The 15,047-nt window shown below is 71.2% G+C and carries 14 protein-coding genes; 12 read left to right on the forward strand and 2 right to left on the reverse strand.

From position 1 onward, the window contains the following. Positions 1-38 precede the first annotated feature (38 nt). Positions 39-692 (reverse strand): amino acid deaminase, encoded by a 654-nt coding sequence (locus tag A4X16_RS12955; protein ID WP_231880362.1) that lies wholly within the window; start codon positions 690-692, stop codon positions 39-41. Between the two features lie 133 nt (positions 693-825). Here A4X16_RS12955 and A4X16_RS12960 point away from each other — a divergent pair, with 133 nt between their 5' ends. From A4X16_RS12960 to A4X16_RS12995, 8 genes are all read left to right on the forward strand, one after another. Continuing rightward, positions 826-1,473, forward strand: a complete 648-nt coding sequence (locus A4X16_RS12960) for an HAD family hydrolase (RefSeq protein WP_067121177.1) — start codon at positions 826-828, stop codon at positions 1,471-1,473. Positions 1,474-1,540: 67 nt separating this feature from the next. After that, entirely contained in the window at positions 1,541-2,530 is a 990-nt protein-coding gene (gene phnD, locus A4X16_RS12965; protein WP_067121179.1) for a phosphate/phosphite/phosphonate ABC transporter substrate-binding protein, read from the forward strand. Between the two features lies 1 nt (position 2,531). After that, positions 2,532-3,356, forward strand: a complete 825-nt coding sequence (gene phnC, locus A4X16_RS12970) for a phosphonate ABC transporter ATP-binding protein (RefSeq protein ID WP_231880363.1) — start codon at positions 2,532-2,534, stop codon at positions 3,354-3,356. Beyond that, on the forward strand, positions 3,353-4,174 hold the full coding sequence (gene phnE / locus A4X16_RS12975; RefSeq protein ID WP_231880364.1) for a phosphonate ABC transporter, permease protein PhnE: 822 nt from the start codon (positions 3,353-3,355) through the stop codon (positions 4,172-4,174). Before phnC ends, phnE (A4X16_RS12975) begins: the two co-directional genes overlap by 4 nt. Then, entirely contained in the window at positions 4,171-5,007 is an 837-nt protein-coding gene (gene phnE, locus A4X16_RS12980) for a phosphonate ABC transporter, permease protein PhnE (protein WP_067121181.1), read from the forward strand. Before phnE (A4X16_RS12975) ends, phnE (A4X16_RS12980) begins: the two co-directional genes overlap by 4 nt. After that, entirely contained in the window at positions 4,994-5,878 is an 885-nt protein-coding gene (locus A4X16_RS12985; RefSeq protein ID WP_231880365.1) for a MurR/RpiR family transcriptional regulator, read from the forward strand. Before phnE (A4X16_RS12980) ends, A4X16_RS12985 begins: the two co-directional genes overlap by 14 nt. Before the next feature lie 86 nt (positions 5,879-5,964). After that, positions 5,965-7,494, forward strand: a complete 1,530-nt coding sequence (locus A4X16_RS12990) for a glucoamylase family protein (RefSeq protein WP_067121183.1) — start codon at positions 5,965-5,967, stop codon at positions 7,492-7,494. Beyond that, the gene (locus tag A4X16_RS12995) at positions 7,488-8,111 is read left to right on the forward strand and encodes a TetR/AcrR family transcriptional regulator (RefSeq protein WP_067121185.1); all 624 of its coding nucleotides are present in this window, start codon (positions 7,488-7,490) and stop codon (positions 8,109-8,111) included. The genes A4X16_RS12990 and A4X16_RS12995 overlap by 7 nt, the downstream gene beginning before the upstream one ends. Here the strand turns inward: A4X16_RS12995 and A4X16_RS13000 are convergent. After that, on the reverse strand, positions 8,108-9,616 hold the full coding sequence (locus tag A4X16_RS13000) for a PucR family transcriptional regulator (RefSeq protein ID WP_082914456.1): 1,509 nt from the start codon (positions 9,614-9,616) through the stop codon (positions 8,108-8,110). The two genes, A4X16_RS12995 and A4X16_RS13000, sit on opposite strands and share 4 nt — an antisense overlap. A gap of 106 nt (positions 9,617-9,722) precedes the next feature. On the opposite strand from A4X16_RS13000, the gene gabT reads away from it, so the two are divergent. From gabT to A4X16_RS13020, 4 genes are all read left to right on the forward strand, one after another. Next, complete coding sequence (gene gabT / locus A4X16_RS13005; protein WP_067121189.1) at positions 9,723-11,087, forward strand: 4-aminobutyrate--2-oxoglutarate transaminase; 1,365 nt, start codon at positions 9,723-9,725, stop codon at positions 11,085-11,087. Between the two features lie 118 nt (positions 11,088-11,205). Then, on the forward strand, positions 11,206-12,588 hold the full coding sequence (locus A4X16_RS13010) for a flavin monoamine oxidase family protein (RefSeq protein WP_067121191.1): 1,383 nt from the start codon (positions 11,206-11,208) through the stop codon (positions 12,586-12,588). Then, positions 12,588-13,472 (forward strand): universal stress protein, encoded by an 885-nt coding sequence (locus A4X16_RS13015; protein ID WP_067121193.1) that lies wholly within the window; start codon positions 12,588-12,590, stop codon positions 13,470-13,472. The genes A4X16_RS13010 and A4X16_RS13015 overlap by 1 nt, the downstream gene beginning before the upstream one ends. Then, positions 13,472-15,016: an APC family permease gene (locus tag A4X16_RS13020; RefSeq protein WP_067121195.1), complete on the forward strand. Its 1,545-nt coding sequence runs from the start codon at positions 13,472-13,474 to the stop codon at positions 15,014-15,016. The genes A4X16_RS13015 and A4X16_RS13020 overlap by 1 nt, the downstream gene beginning before the upstream one ends. Positions 15,017-15,047 lie beyond the last annotated feature (31 nt).

The following is a 15,047-nucleotide window of genomic DNA, read 5'->3' on the forward strand; positions in this document are numbered from 1 at the left end:
GAAACTATGACGATAGTCAGAGAAATGCAATATACGCGTCAGGCGGCGTTCCACCGGAGGAGGGCGGTCGTATCCGCCTCCGCGCGGATCGCCGCCGCATCCGACACGGGGAACATCGTCACCAGCAGCGGCTCGTCGTGCGGCGTCGGTGCCACGGCGTAGGCGAGCGCGCCGGGACCGGACGCCGTCGTCAGCGCCACCCGGGCCGGGCGGGCATCGACGACGAGGTCGAGACGCTCGCGACCGTGGTCGAGGAGTGCGGATGCCGCCGTCGTGGCGCGCTCGAGCAGGGTCGCACCGCTCGCCCATGGTGCGAAGGCCGCGGCCTCCCGTCCGCACGCGAGAGCGAGTGCGGGCTCCAGCCACCGGTCGCGCTTGGCCCCGTAGGGCGTCTCGGCGAGCGACAGGAGGTAGCCGTAGCAGTGCAGGAGCCCCGCATTGCCCACCGGCCAGGCGGCGGTGATGCCGGCCTGCCGGTGCAGCTCGTCGAACAGCGCGGGGGAGAGGACCGGCTCCGCCGTGTTCTCGTCGACGACCGTGGAGCGCCCCCACGCGGAGAAGGCCCCGGCCGCACGGTTGGCCGCGATCGACGCGGTCAACCAGGGCAGGGCGTCGATCGCAGAGCGGGCGCTCGCGGGGGAGCCGCTCGCGGCGAGGCTCGCGGCATGCAGGAGGTCGTCGATTTCGGACACGGCGCTCACCATACGCGAGTGACGTGGACGCATTGTTCACTCGGCGTTCACGTCGCGTGGTCGTTGTGTCCATCTCGGTTGCTCATGCTGGACGGAGCGTCCGGACCACAGCGGCCGGAGCGGAAAGCTCTTCGTGGACACCATCCTCCTGTTCGACTTCGACGGCACGATCGCCCTCGGCGACGGTCCTGTGCTCGCCTACGCCCAGGAGGTCGCCGACGGCCTCGGCGATCGCGGCGAGGGGCTCGTCGACGGCATCCGCTCGGCCCTCGCGGCGGCGGAGGCGGGTGTGCTCGACGGATACGACGCGGTGCGCCGCGAGGCGCTCGGGCGGGGAGCGGACGCCGCGCTCCTCAGCAGCGCGTATCGTGCCAGCCGGACGCGGCTCGCGACGGAGCAGGCTCCGATCCTCGCGCCCGAGGGGCTCGCGGCCTTCCTGACCGAGGCCGGCGGTCGCGCCGAGCGCGTGCTCGTCACGAACGCGCCGAGCATCCGGATCGCCGAAGCGCTCGAGGCGCTCGGGCTGGCCGGGCTCTTCGACCGGATCGTCACCGGTGCACGCAAGCCGACCGGCCTCGAGACCGTCCTGGCGGATCTCCCCGCCGACGCCAGGGTGCTCAGCGTGGGGGACATCTGGCACAACGACCTCGCCCCGGCCCACGCCCGCGGCCACGCGACCGCCCTCATCGGCGGGTTCGCCGACCCCGCGGCGACCCCCACCTTCCGCGCGTCCGCGTTCTCGGAGCTGGTCCCGCAGCTCGAGGACTGGCTGCGCGCGTGACCCCCTCCTCTCCGCCGTCCTGTCCATCCACCTTCCCTCCACCCCTCTCACACATCGAAGGATGACCATGCGTACCTCCCCCCTCCGCCGTTCCGCCGCGGGAATCGTCGCCGCCGGCGCGCTGCTGACCGTGGTGCTCGCCGGATGCTCGAGCAGCACCGCCGCCCCCGAGGACTCGGCCGCCCCGGCCGCCGACCCGGACTCGCTCGTGCTGGCCCTGGTGCCCTCGCAGGACCAGGACGGCCTCGTCGAGACCGCCGCACCGCTGACCGATTACCTCACCGAAGAGCTCGGCATCGAGGTCACCGGCGTCGTGTCGAAGGACTACCAGGCCGCTGTCGAGGCGATGGGTGCCGGCCAGGCGCAGATCGGCTTCCTCCCGTCGCTGCAGCTGTGGCAGGCGAACGACATGTACGACGCCTCCGTCGTGCTGCAGACCGAGCGCAACGGCAACATCACCTACCCCGCGCAGTTCATGACGAACAACCCCGACAAGTACTGCGACGACGAGCCGGTCGAGCGCGACGGGATGCTGTTCTGCAACGGCGCCGACGCCATGACGGGCCCCGCGGGCCTCGACAGCATCGACAAGGTGAAGGGCGCCAAGGTCGCGCTCCTCGGCCCCGGCTCGCCCGCCGGCTACATCTACCCGGTGCTCGCCCTGCAGGAGGCCGGACTCGACACCGATGCCGACATCGAGCAGATCCCGGTCACGGCGAACGACGCCTCGGTGCTGGCCGTCTACAACGGCGACGCCGAGGTGGGCTTCAGCTTCTGGGATGCCCGCACGATCGTGCAGAAGGACACCCCGGACGTCGGCCAGAAGGTCGTCGTCTTCGCGATGACCGAGGAGATCCCGAACGACGGCGTCGCCGTCTCGGCCGACCTCTCGCCCGAGCTGCAGGAGCGCATCACGAAGGCCCTCGAGGACTTCTCGAACACCGAGGAGGGCTCGGAGATCCTCACCAGCATCTACTCGATCACCAAGCTCGCGCCGGCCGACCCGGAGTCCCTCGACGTCGTCGCGCGTGCCGCCGAGGCCCTGGGGCTCCAGTAAGTTGTCCGACCAGATCCAGCACGTGGACGCCGCGGCCCCGGCTGCGGCGTCCACGCCGTGGGCGATCCGCCTCGACGACGTCACCGTGCGCTATCCCAACGGCACGATCGGCCTGAATCGCGTCTCGCTCGACATCGACGCCGGCGAGATGGTCGCCGTCGTGGGGCTGTCGGGCTCGGGGAAGTCCACGCTCATCCGCACGATCAACGGCCTCGTGCCGGTCACCTCCGGCACCCTCGACGTGGGCGAGCACCGCGTGAGCGGCGCTTCGCCGCGGACCCTCCGGCGTCTCCGCGGCGATGTCGGCATGGTCTTCCAGGGGTTCAATCTGGCCGGGCGCGCGAGCGTGTTGCAGAACGTGCTCGTCGGCCGGCTCGCCCACACGCCGCTGTGGCGCACGCTGCTCGGCGCCTACCCCGAGACCGATCGGCAGCTCGCGTACCACGCTCTCGATCGCGTCGGCATCCTCCCGAAGCTCCACTCGCGCGCCTCCGACCTCTCCGGGGGGCAGCAGCAGCGCGTCGCGATCGCCCGCGCCCTCGCGCAGGAGCCCCGCATCGTGCTCGCCGACGAGCCCGTCGCGAGCCTCGACCCGCCCACCGCCCACGGCGTCATGAACGACCTCCGCCGCATCAACCGCGACCTCGGCATCACGGTGCTCGTCAATCTGCACCTGCTCGACCTGGCCCGCGAATACGGCGCGCGCATGATCGGCATGCGCGCGGGAGAGGTCGTCTACGACGGCCCCGCCACGAGCGCGACGGATGCCGACTTCGAGAGCATCTACGGACGCTCGCTCACCCCGGAAGACCGGTTGGACGCGTGATCGGCACCGTCCCGCCCGTGGAGCCTGCGCCGCTCGACGTCCCCGCCCGCCCCCGCGGAGCGTGGAGGGGGCCGGTCATCCTCGTCGCCGTGATCGCCGTGACCGTGGTCATGTGCCTGCCCGGCCTCGGCATCGGCGTCGACCTCGGCGCGATCGCCCGCAACTGGCAGAACGGCGCCGACAAGATCGTGAAGCTGCTCCTGCCCGACTGGAGCTTCTTCCCCCGGACGATCCCGCCCCTGGCCGAGACGCTGCAGATGGCCGTGATCGCCACGGCGATCGGCGCCGCGGTGTCGCTCCCGCTCAGCTTCTGGGCGGCGCGGGCGACGAACCCGAGCGCACCGGCGCGCATCGCCGTGCGCGGCATCCTCAACGTCATCCGCAGCGTGCCCGACCTGCTGTACGCCGCGATCCTCGTCGCCATGGTGGGGGTCGGCGCGCTCCCCGGCATCCTCGCGCTGCTGCTGTTCAACGTCGGCATCATCGTGAAGCTCGTCTCGGAGGCGATCGACACCAACGACCGCGGTCCGCTCGAGGCCGGACGCGCGGTGGGGGCGACCCAGGCGAAGATCAACCGCACCCTCGCACTGCCCGACGCGTGGCCGGCCTTCGCGAACCAGACGCTCTACGTCTTCGAGCTCAACGTGCGCGCCTCGACGGTGCTCGGCCTCGTCGGCGCGGGAGGCATGGGCCTCCTGATCGACGCCGTGCGCACGTTCTACCGCTACGACCAGCTCTCGCTCATCATCCTGGAGATCCTCATCGTCGTCATCGTGATCGACCTCGTCTCCGACGCGATCCGACGGAGGCTCGTATGACCGCGCTCATCCCCGATCGCACCCACGGCGTCACCGTGATCCCCGACCGCCCCCGGCGCCCCTGGCTCATCGCGGGCTGGGCGCTCGTGACCGGCATCGTCGTGCTGGCGTTCTGGTCGATCGACATCAGCTGGGGACGTCTCCTCGACCTGCCCTCCGAGATCCTGCGGTACACCGTGCTCATGTTCGGGAACCCGAACTGGGAGAAGCTGCCCGAGGCGCTCTGGCAGACCTGGCGGAGCATCGAGATGGCCTGGGTCGGCACGATCCTCGGCATCCTCCTCGCGACGCCGCTCAGTCTGGTCGCCGCCCGCGGGTTCGGGCCCGCCTGGCTGCGGTCGCTGCTGCGCGGGCTGTTCTCCCTCATCCGCGCGGTGCCCGAGATCATCATCGCGATCGTGATCCTGTCGGTGACGGGGCTGACTCCGTTCACGGGCGCGCTCGCTCTCGCGATCAACGGCGTCGGCACCCTCGGGAAGTGGGGTTACGAGGCCGTCGAGGCCGTGCCGCGCGGACCGATCGAGGCCGCGCGCGCAGCCGGCGGCGGAACGCTCCAGGTGCTGCGGTGGGGAGTGTGGCCGCAGGCCGAGCCGGCGTTCTGGTCGTTCTGGCTCTACCGGTTCGAGATCAACGTGCGGTCGTCGGCGGTGCTCGGGCTGATCGGCGTCGGCGGGATCGGCGACAGGCTGACGTCGTACACGCAGTACCGTGAGTGGTCGACGGTGGGTGTCCTTCTCATCGTCGTCGTCGTCGTGACGATGCTGATCGACGGAGCGTCCGGTGCCATCCGCCGCCGCATCATGGAGGGAGCCCGCGCCCGTGTTCTCGTCTAGCGCCCCGCCCACGGCCCGCATCGCGGCCGCCCTCAACACCATGCAGCCCGCCGAGCGGCGGGTGGCCGAGCTGATCGTGGAGTCGGCGGACGCCGTCGTCGAGTGGACGGCGCAGGAGCTCGCCGACCGGGCCGGCGTCGGCCGGGCGACGGTCGTTCGCACATGTCAGAGCGTCGGCTACCGGGGCTACCCGCAGCTGCGCGTCGCGCTCGCCGCGGAGCTCGGCGGCGCTCCGGCGGAATCGGCCGTCGACCACGGGCCCGGGGTGCTCGGCCGGATGCGGGGCGAGATCGACCGGCTCGCGGGGTCCCTGCCGGCGCTCGCCAGCCTGCTCGACCCGGATGCCGTCGACGAGGCGGTGCGCCTCGCGGCATCCGCCCGGCGTCTGCTCGTGCTCGCCAACGGCCTCTCGTCGCCCATCGCGAACGACCTCGCGATGCGGCTGACCGCGTCGGGGCGCTCCGCGGAGTTCATCGCCGACGCGATCGCCCAGCAGATCGCCGCGCGGCATCTGACGGCGGACGACGTGTGCATCGTGGTGAGCGGGTCGGGCGCGAACGAGGCGAGCATCCGGGTGGCCGAGGCCGCGGCGCGCGGCGGGGCCGCGGTCATCGCCCTGACGTCGTTCGCCTCCTCGGCGCTCACCGAGGCGGCGTCGCACTCGCTCGTGATCGCGCCGACCGGGGTGAGCTTCCGCGACGAGCTCGAGCACGCGTCGCGCGTGGCGTTCCTCGTGTTCGCGGAGGTGTTCGCGGCCGCCGTCACGGCAGAGCGCGGGGCGGCTGCCGTGCAGGCCCGCGCCCACGTGCTCGAGGTCGTCTCGGACAACCTGAGCGAGGGGGCGGACGCCGGGCGAGAGGGTCGTCGGTGAGGGGTTGAGCCAAAGGTATACACGTGTTAGGTTTTCATCGATCGGTGCGCCGCTGCCCGTGGCGCCGTTCTCGATGAGGAGACACGATGAAGCGATGGATGAGCACAGCGGCGACGGTGGGACTCGTCGTCTCGGGACTGACTCTCGGCGGACCCGCGATCGCCGGAGGCGGCCGCCCCGGAACGGACGACCTCGAGCGGTGGGCGGTCGACACCTGGGCGTCGATGGACGCGATGACCGACGAGCAGACCGGTCTGCCGGCGGACAACATCACCGGGGATCTCGCGACGCCGGGCGAATACACCTCCCCGACGAACATCGGCGGCTACCTGTGGTCGACGGTCACAGCGCGTGATCTGGGCATCATCGGCGACGACGAGGCGCAGGAGCGCCTGTCGAGGACGCTCGACACCCTCGAGGGTCTCGAGCGCAACGATGCGAGCGGCATGTTCTACAACTGGTACTCCCCGACGACGGGCGAGAAGCTGACGACATGGCCCGACTCGGGCGACGTCGTGTACCCGTTCCTCAGCACGGTCGACAACGGGTGGCTCGCGGCGGCCCTGCGCATCGTGCGCGAGGCCGAGCCCGACCTGGCCGCTCAGGCCGACGCGCTCTACGACTCGATGGACTTCGGGTCGTTCTTCGACCCGGCCGGCGCGGCGGGGCTCCCCGCCGGGACGAACCGGGGCGGATTCTGGGACGCTCCGCCGCCCGACTGCAGCGTCGAGGCGCCCATGTACAACGGCTCGGGCGAGACGGCGTACTACACCTGCCACCACTACGACACGACCGTGAGCGAGAGCCGCATCGCGACGTACCTCGGCATCGCGAACGGTCAGATCCCCGCGACGGCGCTCTCCGGCACGCACCGCACCATGCCTCCCGGCTGCGACTGGGCGTGGCAGGAGCAGCTGCCGGTCGGCGAGTACCGCACGTACGACGGGTTCGAGGTCTGGGAGGGTGCGTACCAGTACAACGGCATGTCGTTCGTCCCGAGCTGGGGCGGCAGCATGTTCGAGTCGCTGATGCCCGACCTCCTCGTGCCCGAGACGAAGTGGGGCCCGCGATCGTGGCGGCTCAACCACCCGATCACCGTCGAGGTGCAGAAGCAGCACGGTCTCGACGAGGCCGGCTACGGATACTGGGGCTTCTCGCCGGCGAGCGACCCCTTCGGCGGATACGCGGAGTACGGCGTCGACATCGCCGGGATGCGCGCGGACGGGTACACGTCGGATGCCGAGAAGACCGACGTCGACGTCGACCGCCCCGGCTGCACGACCGGCACGAACCCCGACCCCGAGTTCGGCGACGGCGTGGTGACGCCGCACGCGGCGTTCCTCGCCCTGCCGTACGACCGCCGGGGTGTGCTGGAGAACCTCCGCGGCATCGAGCAGGACCTCGGCGCCTACGGGCCCGGCGGCTTCTACGACGCCGTCGCCGTGAAGAGCGACACGGTCGCCGAGCGCTACCTCTCGCTCGATCAGTCCATGATCCTGGCCGCGATCGGCAACGAGCTCACGAGGGACTCGCTCAAGGACTACTTCGTGGACCGCGAGATGGAGGATCGCCTGCGGCCCGCCATGAAGCAGCAGGTGTTCAGCGCGGCATGGTGAGCACGTCGGGATCCCGCACGCCGGGCACGCGCGGCCCCTACGCGACCGGGCAGGCCCGTCGGCAGGCGATCGTCGACGAGGCGCTCGAGGTCTTCTCCCGCACGGGATTCCGAGGGGGGTCGCTGAGGGAGATCGCCAAGCGCGTCGGGGTCACGCCCGCAGGTCTGCTGCACCACTTCTCCGACAAGGAGGAGCTGTTCGCCGAGGTCATCCACCAGCGCGACGAGAAGGTGCGAGAGGCAGCGGGCGACCCCGCCGAGCACACGCTCCTCGAGCAGGCCAGGAGGGTCGTCGCGCACAACCGCACGTCGCGCGGCCTCACCTCGCTGTACGCGATCGTGTCGGCCGAGGCGACCGACCCCGAGCATCCGTCGCATGCCGACTTCGCCGCCCGCTATCGCGACCGCGCCGCCGAGGCGGAGGAGATCCTCCGCCTCGGCCAGGCCGATGGGGAGGTGCGCGACGACCTGGATCCCGCGCTCGCCGCGCGTCTGATCAGCGGTGTGATGGACGGCATCCAGCTGCAATGGCTGATGGACGACTCTGTCGACATGGTCGCGCTGTTCGACGAGTTCGTGCGCGGCTACCTGCGGCCGCCGGGGGAGCCGGCGGGCTAGTCCCTCGCGGTGTGGAGCAGGGTCCACAGCTCGGCGCGGGCGGGGAACGACGACAGGTCGATGTCGAGCAGCGCCCCGGCCTGCGCGATGCGCGACCGCAGGGTGTGACGATGCACGCCGAGCGCCGCCGCCGCGGGCTCCGCCTTCGCGTCGTGCTCGAGCCAGGTGCGCAGCGTGCCCTCGAGGTCGCCGCCGCCGCGCGCGTCGTGGTCGCGCAGCGGGGCGAGGCGCGACTCCGCGACCAGCCGGGCCTCGTCGGTCGCGAGGGCGCTGAGGATGCTGGAGCCGACGGCGTCGGCGTACCGCGACACCCCCGCATCCGACCGCTGCCGCAGAGCCGTGAGGGCCTGCGCGTGAGCCCGCGAGAAGACGTCGTACGAGTCCGGCGCCGACGCGCCGATGCGGATGCCGAAGCGATCGGCGACCTCGTCGAGCAGTGATTCGTCGGCGGCCGACACGCACATCGTGAGCCCCTCGTCGGACTCGGCGAGGAACGACGCGGTGCCGTGCTCGGAGCGTCGTCGTTCCCACCAGTCGAAGAGCGCTCCGGTCGGGGCGTCACCGGTGACGGCCACGACGACGGGTGCGGGCGGCACGCTGCCGAGCACGCGTCTGGCGATCGCGGGGTCGTCGCCGAGCAGTGACCCCAGCAGCTGGGTCTGCAGGCGTCGACGGCTGCGGGCGAGCTGCTCGCTCTGCTCGAGGGCGAGGCCGGCCATCGCGATGACCGAGGTGACGACCGTGCGGGCCTCCGGGTCGAGGGCGTCCACAGCCAGGGCGATCACCCCGCGCAGCTGGCCGCCGCGTCCGACGGTGAAGAGCATGAAGGCGTCGCCGGCGATCGAGAGCGACTGCCCGGTCTCGAGGCCGCGGGTGAGGACCTCGGCGACACGATGGCCGAGTTCGTCGAGCACCGCGGCGTCGACGGCGTCGCGCGGATGGGAGTGCTCGAGCGACCCGGACGCGTCGTACATGCCCGCCCATGTGCCGAGGCGCCGTCCGAGCTCGGCGAGCGAGGCGTCGAGTCCGCGGGGGCGCAGGGCGGCGAGGGCGAGTGCCCGCTGCGCGTCGAGCGCCCACGACCTGCGCGCGTAGGCCTGCGCCGCGATCGCCTCGGAATGCGCGCGGGCGACGGCGATGAACGGGGTGCGATACGGCACCTCGAACAGCGGCATCCTGCGTCGTGCGCATGCCTCGACGAGCTCGTCGGGGATCCCCGCCCGGTGCACCTCGGAGCCGAACCCGAGCCCGAGCACCCCGCGGTCGGCGAGCCGGTCGACGTACACCCCGACATCCGTGTCCACGTCGAACTGCGTGCCCGTGGTCAGCAGGACGAGGTCCTCGGCGAGGAACGGCGTCGGGTCGGCGAGATCGGAGCTGTGCACCCAGCGCAGGGGGCGGTCGAACGCGTCCGGCGGAAGATCGGTCTCGGCGGAGACCACGCGCAGTCCGAGGTCGCGACGGCGCAGCAGCGCACGCAGGGTGGGCTGCTCAGCGGCATCCATGGACATCTCCCCTCCCTGAGGAGATGTACGGCGCGGCGATCTCATCCTGCAGATTGTACAGTCGGGCGAATGCACGAGCGGCGACGACGGTCGTACGCTCGCCACCATGGCACTCCTCGACACCGCAGCTGTTGCAGTTCCCCTCGGCGGACCCGAGCTCCCCCAGGAGCGACGCCTCGTCACCGAGCTCCCCGGGCCCCGCTCGGCGGAGATCCTCGCTCGCAAGGCCGAGGCCGTGCCCGCCGGCGTCGGGCACACCGTGCCGGTCGCGACCGTGGCCGCCGGCGGCGGAGTGGTCGTCGACGCGGACGGGAACTCGCTCATCGACCTCGGATCCGGCATCGCCGTGACGACCGTCGGCAACGCGCACCCGAAGGTCGCGGCGGCCGTCGCCGCGCAGGCGGCGCAGTTCACGCACACCTGCTTCATGATCTCGCCGTACGAGTCGTACATCGAGGTCGCCGAGGCGCTCAACCGGGTCACCCCCGGCGACTTCGCCAAGAAGAGCGCGCTGTTCAACTCCGGCGCGGAGGCCGTCGAGAACGCGATCAAGATCGCCCGCAAGCACACCGGTCGGCAGGCCGTCGTCGCCTTCGATCACGGCTACCACGGCCGCACGAACCTCACGATGGCGCTGACCGCCAAGTCGATGCCGTACAAGAGCGGCTTCGGTCCGTTCGCCCCGGAGATCTACCGCGCCCCGATGTCGTACCCGTTCCGCGACGGCCTCGACGGCCGCGAGGCGGCGGCCCGCGTCATCCTGCAGCTCGAGAAGCAGATCGGCGCCGACAATCTCGCCGCCGTCATCATCGAGCCCATCCAGGGCGAGGGCGGATTCATCGTCCCCGCCGACGGGTTCCTCCCGGCGCTCCTCGAGTGGACGCGGGCGAACGGCGTCGTCTTCATCGCCGACGAGGTCCAGACCGGCTTCGCCCGCACGGGCCACATGTTCGCGAGCGAGATCTTCGGCATCGAGCCCGACCTCATCACCACGGCCAAGGGCATCGCGGGCGGCCTGCCGCTCGCCGCGGTGACCGGCCGCGCCGAGATCATGGACGCCTCGCACACCGGCGGCCTCGGCGGCACCTACGGCGGCAACCCGATCGCCTGCGCCGCAGCGCTCGCCGCGATCGACGTGTTCGAGAACGACGGCGTGATCGAGCGGGCCCGCGAGATCGGCGAGATCCTCACGGCTCGGCTCACCGCGATGCAGGAGCAGGATGCGCGCATCGGCGACATCCGCGGACACGGCGCCATGATCGCGGCCGAGTTCGTCGACCCCGAGACCAAGGCCCCGGACGCCGCGCTCACCGCCGCGGTCGCGAAGGCCGCGATCGCGCAGGGCGTCATCGTGCTGACCTGCGGCACGTACGGCAACGTCATCCGCTTCCTGCCGCCGCTCGCGATCGGCGACGACCTGCTGAACGAGGGTCTCGACGTGGTCGCCGACGCCCTCGCCGCGGCTCGGTGACGACCCGCCCCGCGACCTCCGGCCGCTGACGGCGGCCGCCACACACGTCCGGTCGTGACTCGTATCGGGGGATTTCGAGTCACGACCGGCACGACCCTTTCCAACGAAGGAGAAGCAGATGGCTGAGATCACCCGTGATGTCCTGATCATCGGTGCCGGCGCCGCCGGCACCACCGCCGCGAACGACCTCCGCAAGGCCGGCCTCTCGGTCGCCGTGCTGGAGGCGCGCGACCGCGTCGGCGGTCGCCTGTGGACCGACGTGATCGACGGAGCCATGCTCGAGATCGGCGGCCAGTGGGTCTCGCCCGACCAGGACGCCCTGATCGACACGCTCGCCGAGCTCGGGCTCGAGACCTACAGCCGCTACCGCTCGGGCGACAGCGTCTACGTCGGTCCCGACGGCCAGGTGCACCGCTTCACGGGCGAGATGTTCCCCGTGTCCGCCGAGACCGAGCGGGTCATCGCCGAGATCACCGAGCGCCTCGACGCGATGGTCGCCGAGATCGACCCGGACCGTCCCTGGGAGCACCCGAGCGCCGAGGAGTGGGACTCGGTGACGTGGGACGCCTGGCTGCGTCAGCAGACCGACGACGACGAGGCCGTCCGCAACCTGGCCTTCGCGACCGGATCGGCGATGCTCACCAAGCCGACCCACACGTTCTCCCTGCTGCAGTCGCTGCTCATGGCGGCATCCGCGGGGTCGTACTCGAACCTCGTCGACGCCGACTTCATCCTCGACAAGCGCGTGGTCGGCGGCCTGCAGCAGGTGCCGGTCCTCCTCGCCGAGCGTCTCGGCGACGACGTCCTGCTGAACCAGCCCGTGCGCACGCTCGAATGGGACGACGACGGTGTGACCGCGACCACCGACGACCTGACGGTCCGCGCTCGCTTCGCGATCCTCGCGCACGCGCCCGTGCTGTACGACCGCATCTCCTTCGTGCCGCCGCTCCCGCGTCGCCAGCATCAGATGCACCAGCACCTCTCGATGGGCTTCGTCATCAAGGTGCACGCCGTCTACGACCGTCCGTTCTGGCGCGAGCAGGGACTCAGCGGCACGGCGTTCAGCCCCTACGAGCTGTCGCACGAGGCCTACGACAACACCAACCACGGCGACGAGCGCGGCACGCTCGTCGGCTTCGTGTCCGACCAGAACGCCGACGACCTCTTCGCGCTCTCGGCCGAGGAGCGCAAGGAGCGGATCCTCGAGTCGCTGTCGCACTACTACGGACCCGAGGCGAAGAACCCGGTCGTTTACTACGAGAGCGACTGGGGCACCGAGGAGTGGACGCGCGGCGCGTACGCCGCGAGCTTCGACATGGGCGGTCTGCACCGCTACGGCGCCGACCTGCGCTCGGCGGTCGGACCCATCCACTTCGCCTGCAGCGACATGGCCGGCGCCGGCTACCAGCACGTCGACGGAGCGATCCGCATGGGCCACCTGGCCGCGTCGAACATCGTCGAGGCGTCGCGTGCGGCCGGCGACGGGGTCGAGGTCGGCTGATGAGCGGCTCGATCGTCGTCGGGTACACCGCGACGGATGCCGGAGCGGATGCCGCGGCGCTCGGCGCCCGCCTCGCCCGCAGCCTCGGAGCGGTGCTGCACCTGGTGATCGTGCTCCCGAACGAGGGCACTCGGAACGCGGCCGTGGCCCCCGAGCGCGCCTACGAGGATCACATCCGCCGGCAGGGCAAGAAGTGGCTCGAGGAGGCGGTGGTCCGGCTGCCGCAGGAGCTCGTGCGCAGCGGGCACGTGCGCTTCGGAGAGTCGTTCGCCGAGGGCCTCATCGCCGCCGGCGAGGAGTTCGGCGCGCGGCTGATCGTCGTGGGAGCCGCGGGCGGCAGCCTGTTCGGCCGTCACCGCCTCGGCAGCGTCGCCTCGGAGCTCGTGCACTCGTCGACGATCCCCGTCGCGCTCGCGCCCGCGGGCACCGCCTCGCAGGACGATCACGTGCTGCCGCGCGTCACCGCCGCGGTCGGCACGCGCCCGGGTGCGGAGAACCTCGTCGACGAGGCGGTCGCGCTCGCCGGAGACGCGCAGGTCGGGCTCCGCCTGGTCTCGCTCGTGCCCTTCGACGTGCCGCCGGGGCTCGACACCGGCGCGATCCGCCTCGTGGGCAGCGCCCACGCCGACGACGTGCGCGCCGTCGCCCAGGAGCTCCTGCCCGCCGACCTCGACGCCGTCGTCGAGGAGGCGCCCGGCGACAGCGTCGAGGACGCCGTCGCCCACCTCACCTGGCTCCCCGGCGAGGTCGTCCTCGTCGGCTCGAGCCGCCTGGCGCAGCCGCGCCGCCTCTTCCTGGGCTCCACCGCGGCGAAGATGCTGCACGAGCTGCCCGTTCCCATGATCGTCGTCCCGCGCACCCGCGCCGAAGCAGGAGTCCGCTGATGAGCAGCTCGAACCGGGCGACGGAGCCCGTATCCGGTGTGACGACCGGCATCTCGCAGAAGGGCCTCAGCGCCGGCGCGGTGGGCGTGCTCGGCGCCGTCGTCATCGGAGTATCGACCATCGCCCCGGCGTACACGCTGACGGCATCCCTCGGCCCGACCGTCGCGGTCGTGGGCACGCAGGTGCCGGCGATCATCCTCGTCGGCTTCATCCCGATGCTGCTGACCGCCTTCGGCTACCGCGAGCTCAACCGCGAGATGCCCGACTCCGGCACGTCCTTCACCTGGGGCGTCCGGGCGTTCGGCCCGTGGATCGGGTGGATGACGGGCTGGGGCCTCATCGCCGCGACCGTGATCGTGCTCTCGAACCTCGCGGGCATCGCCGTCGAGTTCCTGTTCCTGCTCATCGCGCAGCTGAGCGGCAATCCCGGCATCGCCGACCTCGCCTTCAACCCGTTCATCAACGTCGTCGTCTGTCTGCTGTTCATGCTCGGGGCGACGCTGGTGTCGTACCGCGACATGCAGACGACGCAGAAGTTCCAGTACATCCTCGTGGGCTTCCAGGTGCTGGTCCTCGTCGTCTTCGCGACCGTCGCGATCGTGAAGGCTCTCGACGGCGAGGCGCCCGACCCCACCGCGTTCTCCTGGTCGTGGTTCAACCCGTTCGAGGTGCCCTCGTTCAGCGCCTTCGCCGCGGGTCTGTCGCTGTCGATCTTCATCTTCTGGGGCTGGGATGTCGTCCTCACCATGAACGAGGAGACCAAGCATCCCGCGAAGACCCCAGGTCGCGCCGCGATGGTCACGGTCTTCGTGGTCGTCAGCCTGTACCTGCTGCTGGCGATCGGACTCATCATGTTCGCGGGCGTCGGCGACGGCGAGCTGGGCCTGGCGAACGAGGACATCTCGGCCAACGTGTTCTTCGCCCTGTCCGACCCGATCCTCGGGCCGCTCGCGTTCCTGGTGTCGCTCGCCGTGCTGTCCAGCTCGGCGGCGTCGCTGCAGTCCACCGCGGTCGGCCCCGCGCGCACGCTGCTCGCGATGGGGCACTACGGCGCCCTGCCGAAGAAGTTCGCCCGCGTCAGCCCGCGGTTCTTCACCCCCGGCTACTCGACGATCGTGTCGGCCGTCGTCGCCTCGGTGTTCTACGCGGTCATGCGCCTCGTGAGCGAGAACGTCCTCACTGACACGATCCTGTCGCTGGGCATGATGATCTGCTTCTACTACGGACTCACCGCGTTCGCGTGCGTCTGGTACTTCCGGAAGCAGTGGTTCGACTCGGCGCGCAGCTTCTTCTTCACGTTCCTGTTCCCGCTCGTCGGCGGCGCGATCCTCGCCGTGCTGTTCGTCACGACGCTCATCGACTCGATGGACCCGGCCTACGGCAGCGGGTCGAGCATCGGCGGCCTCGGCCTCGTGTTCGTCCTCGGCGTCGGCATCATCGTGGTCGGCATCGTCGTGATGATCTGGCAGTCGATCACGCGGCCCGCGTTCTTCCGCGGCGAGACCCTGACCGCCGACGCTCCGCCGAGCCTCCGTCGTCGCTGACGCGACGGACACCGGCTCCCCGACACCTCAG

Source organism: Microbacterium sp. H83, from assembly GCF_001650405.1.
GTDB lineage: Bacteria > Actinomycetota > Actinomycetes > Actinomycetales > Microbacteriaceae > Microbacterium.

What these genes read in the sequence shown, in the direction of transcription:
- phnD (WP_067121179.1), top strand. Translation starts at nt 1,541, where the DNA reads ATGCGTACCTCCCCCCTCCGCCGTTCCGCCGCGGGAATCGTCGCCGCC.
- phnE (WP_067121181.1), top strand. Translation starts at nt 4,171, where the DNA reads ATGACCGCGCTCATCCCCGATCGCACCCACGGCGTCACCGTGATCCCC.
- A4X16_RS12990 (WP_067121183.1), top strand. Translation starts at nt 5,965, where the DNA reads ATGAAGCGATGGATGAGCACAGCGGCGACGGTGGGACTCGTCGTCTCG.
- A4X16_RS12995 (WP_067121185.1), top strand. Translation starts at nt 7,488, where the DNA reads ATGGTGAGCACGTCGGGATCCCGCACGCCGGGCACGCGCGGCCCCTAC.
- A4X16_RS13000 (WP_082914456.1), bottom strand. Translation starts at nt 9,616, where the DNA reads ATGGATGCCGCTGAGCAGCCCACCCTGCGTGCGCTGCTGCGCCGTCGC.
- gabT (WP_067121189.1), top strand. Translation starts at nt 9,723, where the DNA reads ATGGCACTCCTCGACACCGCAGCTGTTGCAGTTCCCCTCGGCGGACCC.
- A4X16_RS13010 (WP_067121191.1), top strand. Translation starts at nt 11,206, where the DNA reads ATGGCTGAGATCACCCGTGATGTCCTGATCATCGGTGCCGGCGCCGCC.
- A4X16_RS13015 (WP_067121193.1), top strand. Translation starts at nt 12,588, where the DNA reads ATGAGCGGCTCGATCGTCGTCGGGTACACCGCGACGGATGCCGGAGCG.
- A4X16_RS13020 (WP_067121195.1), top strand. Translation starts at nt 13,472, where the DNA reads ATGAGCAGCTCGAACCGGGCGACGGAGCCCGTATCCGGTGTGACGACC.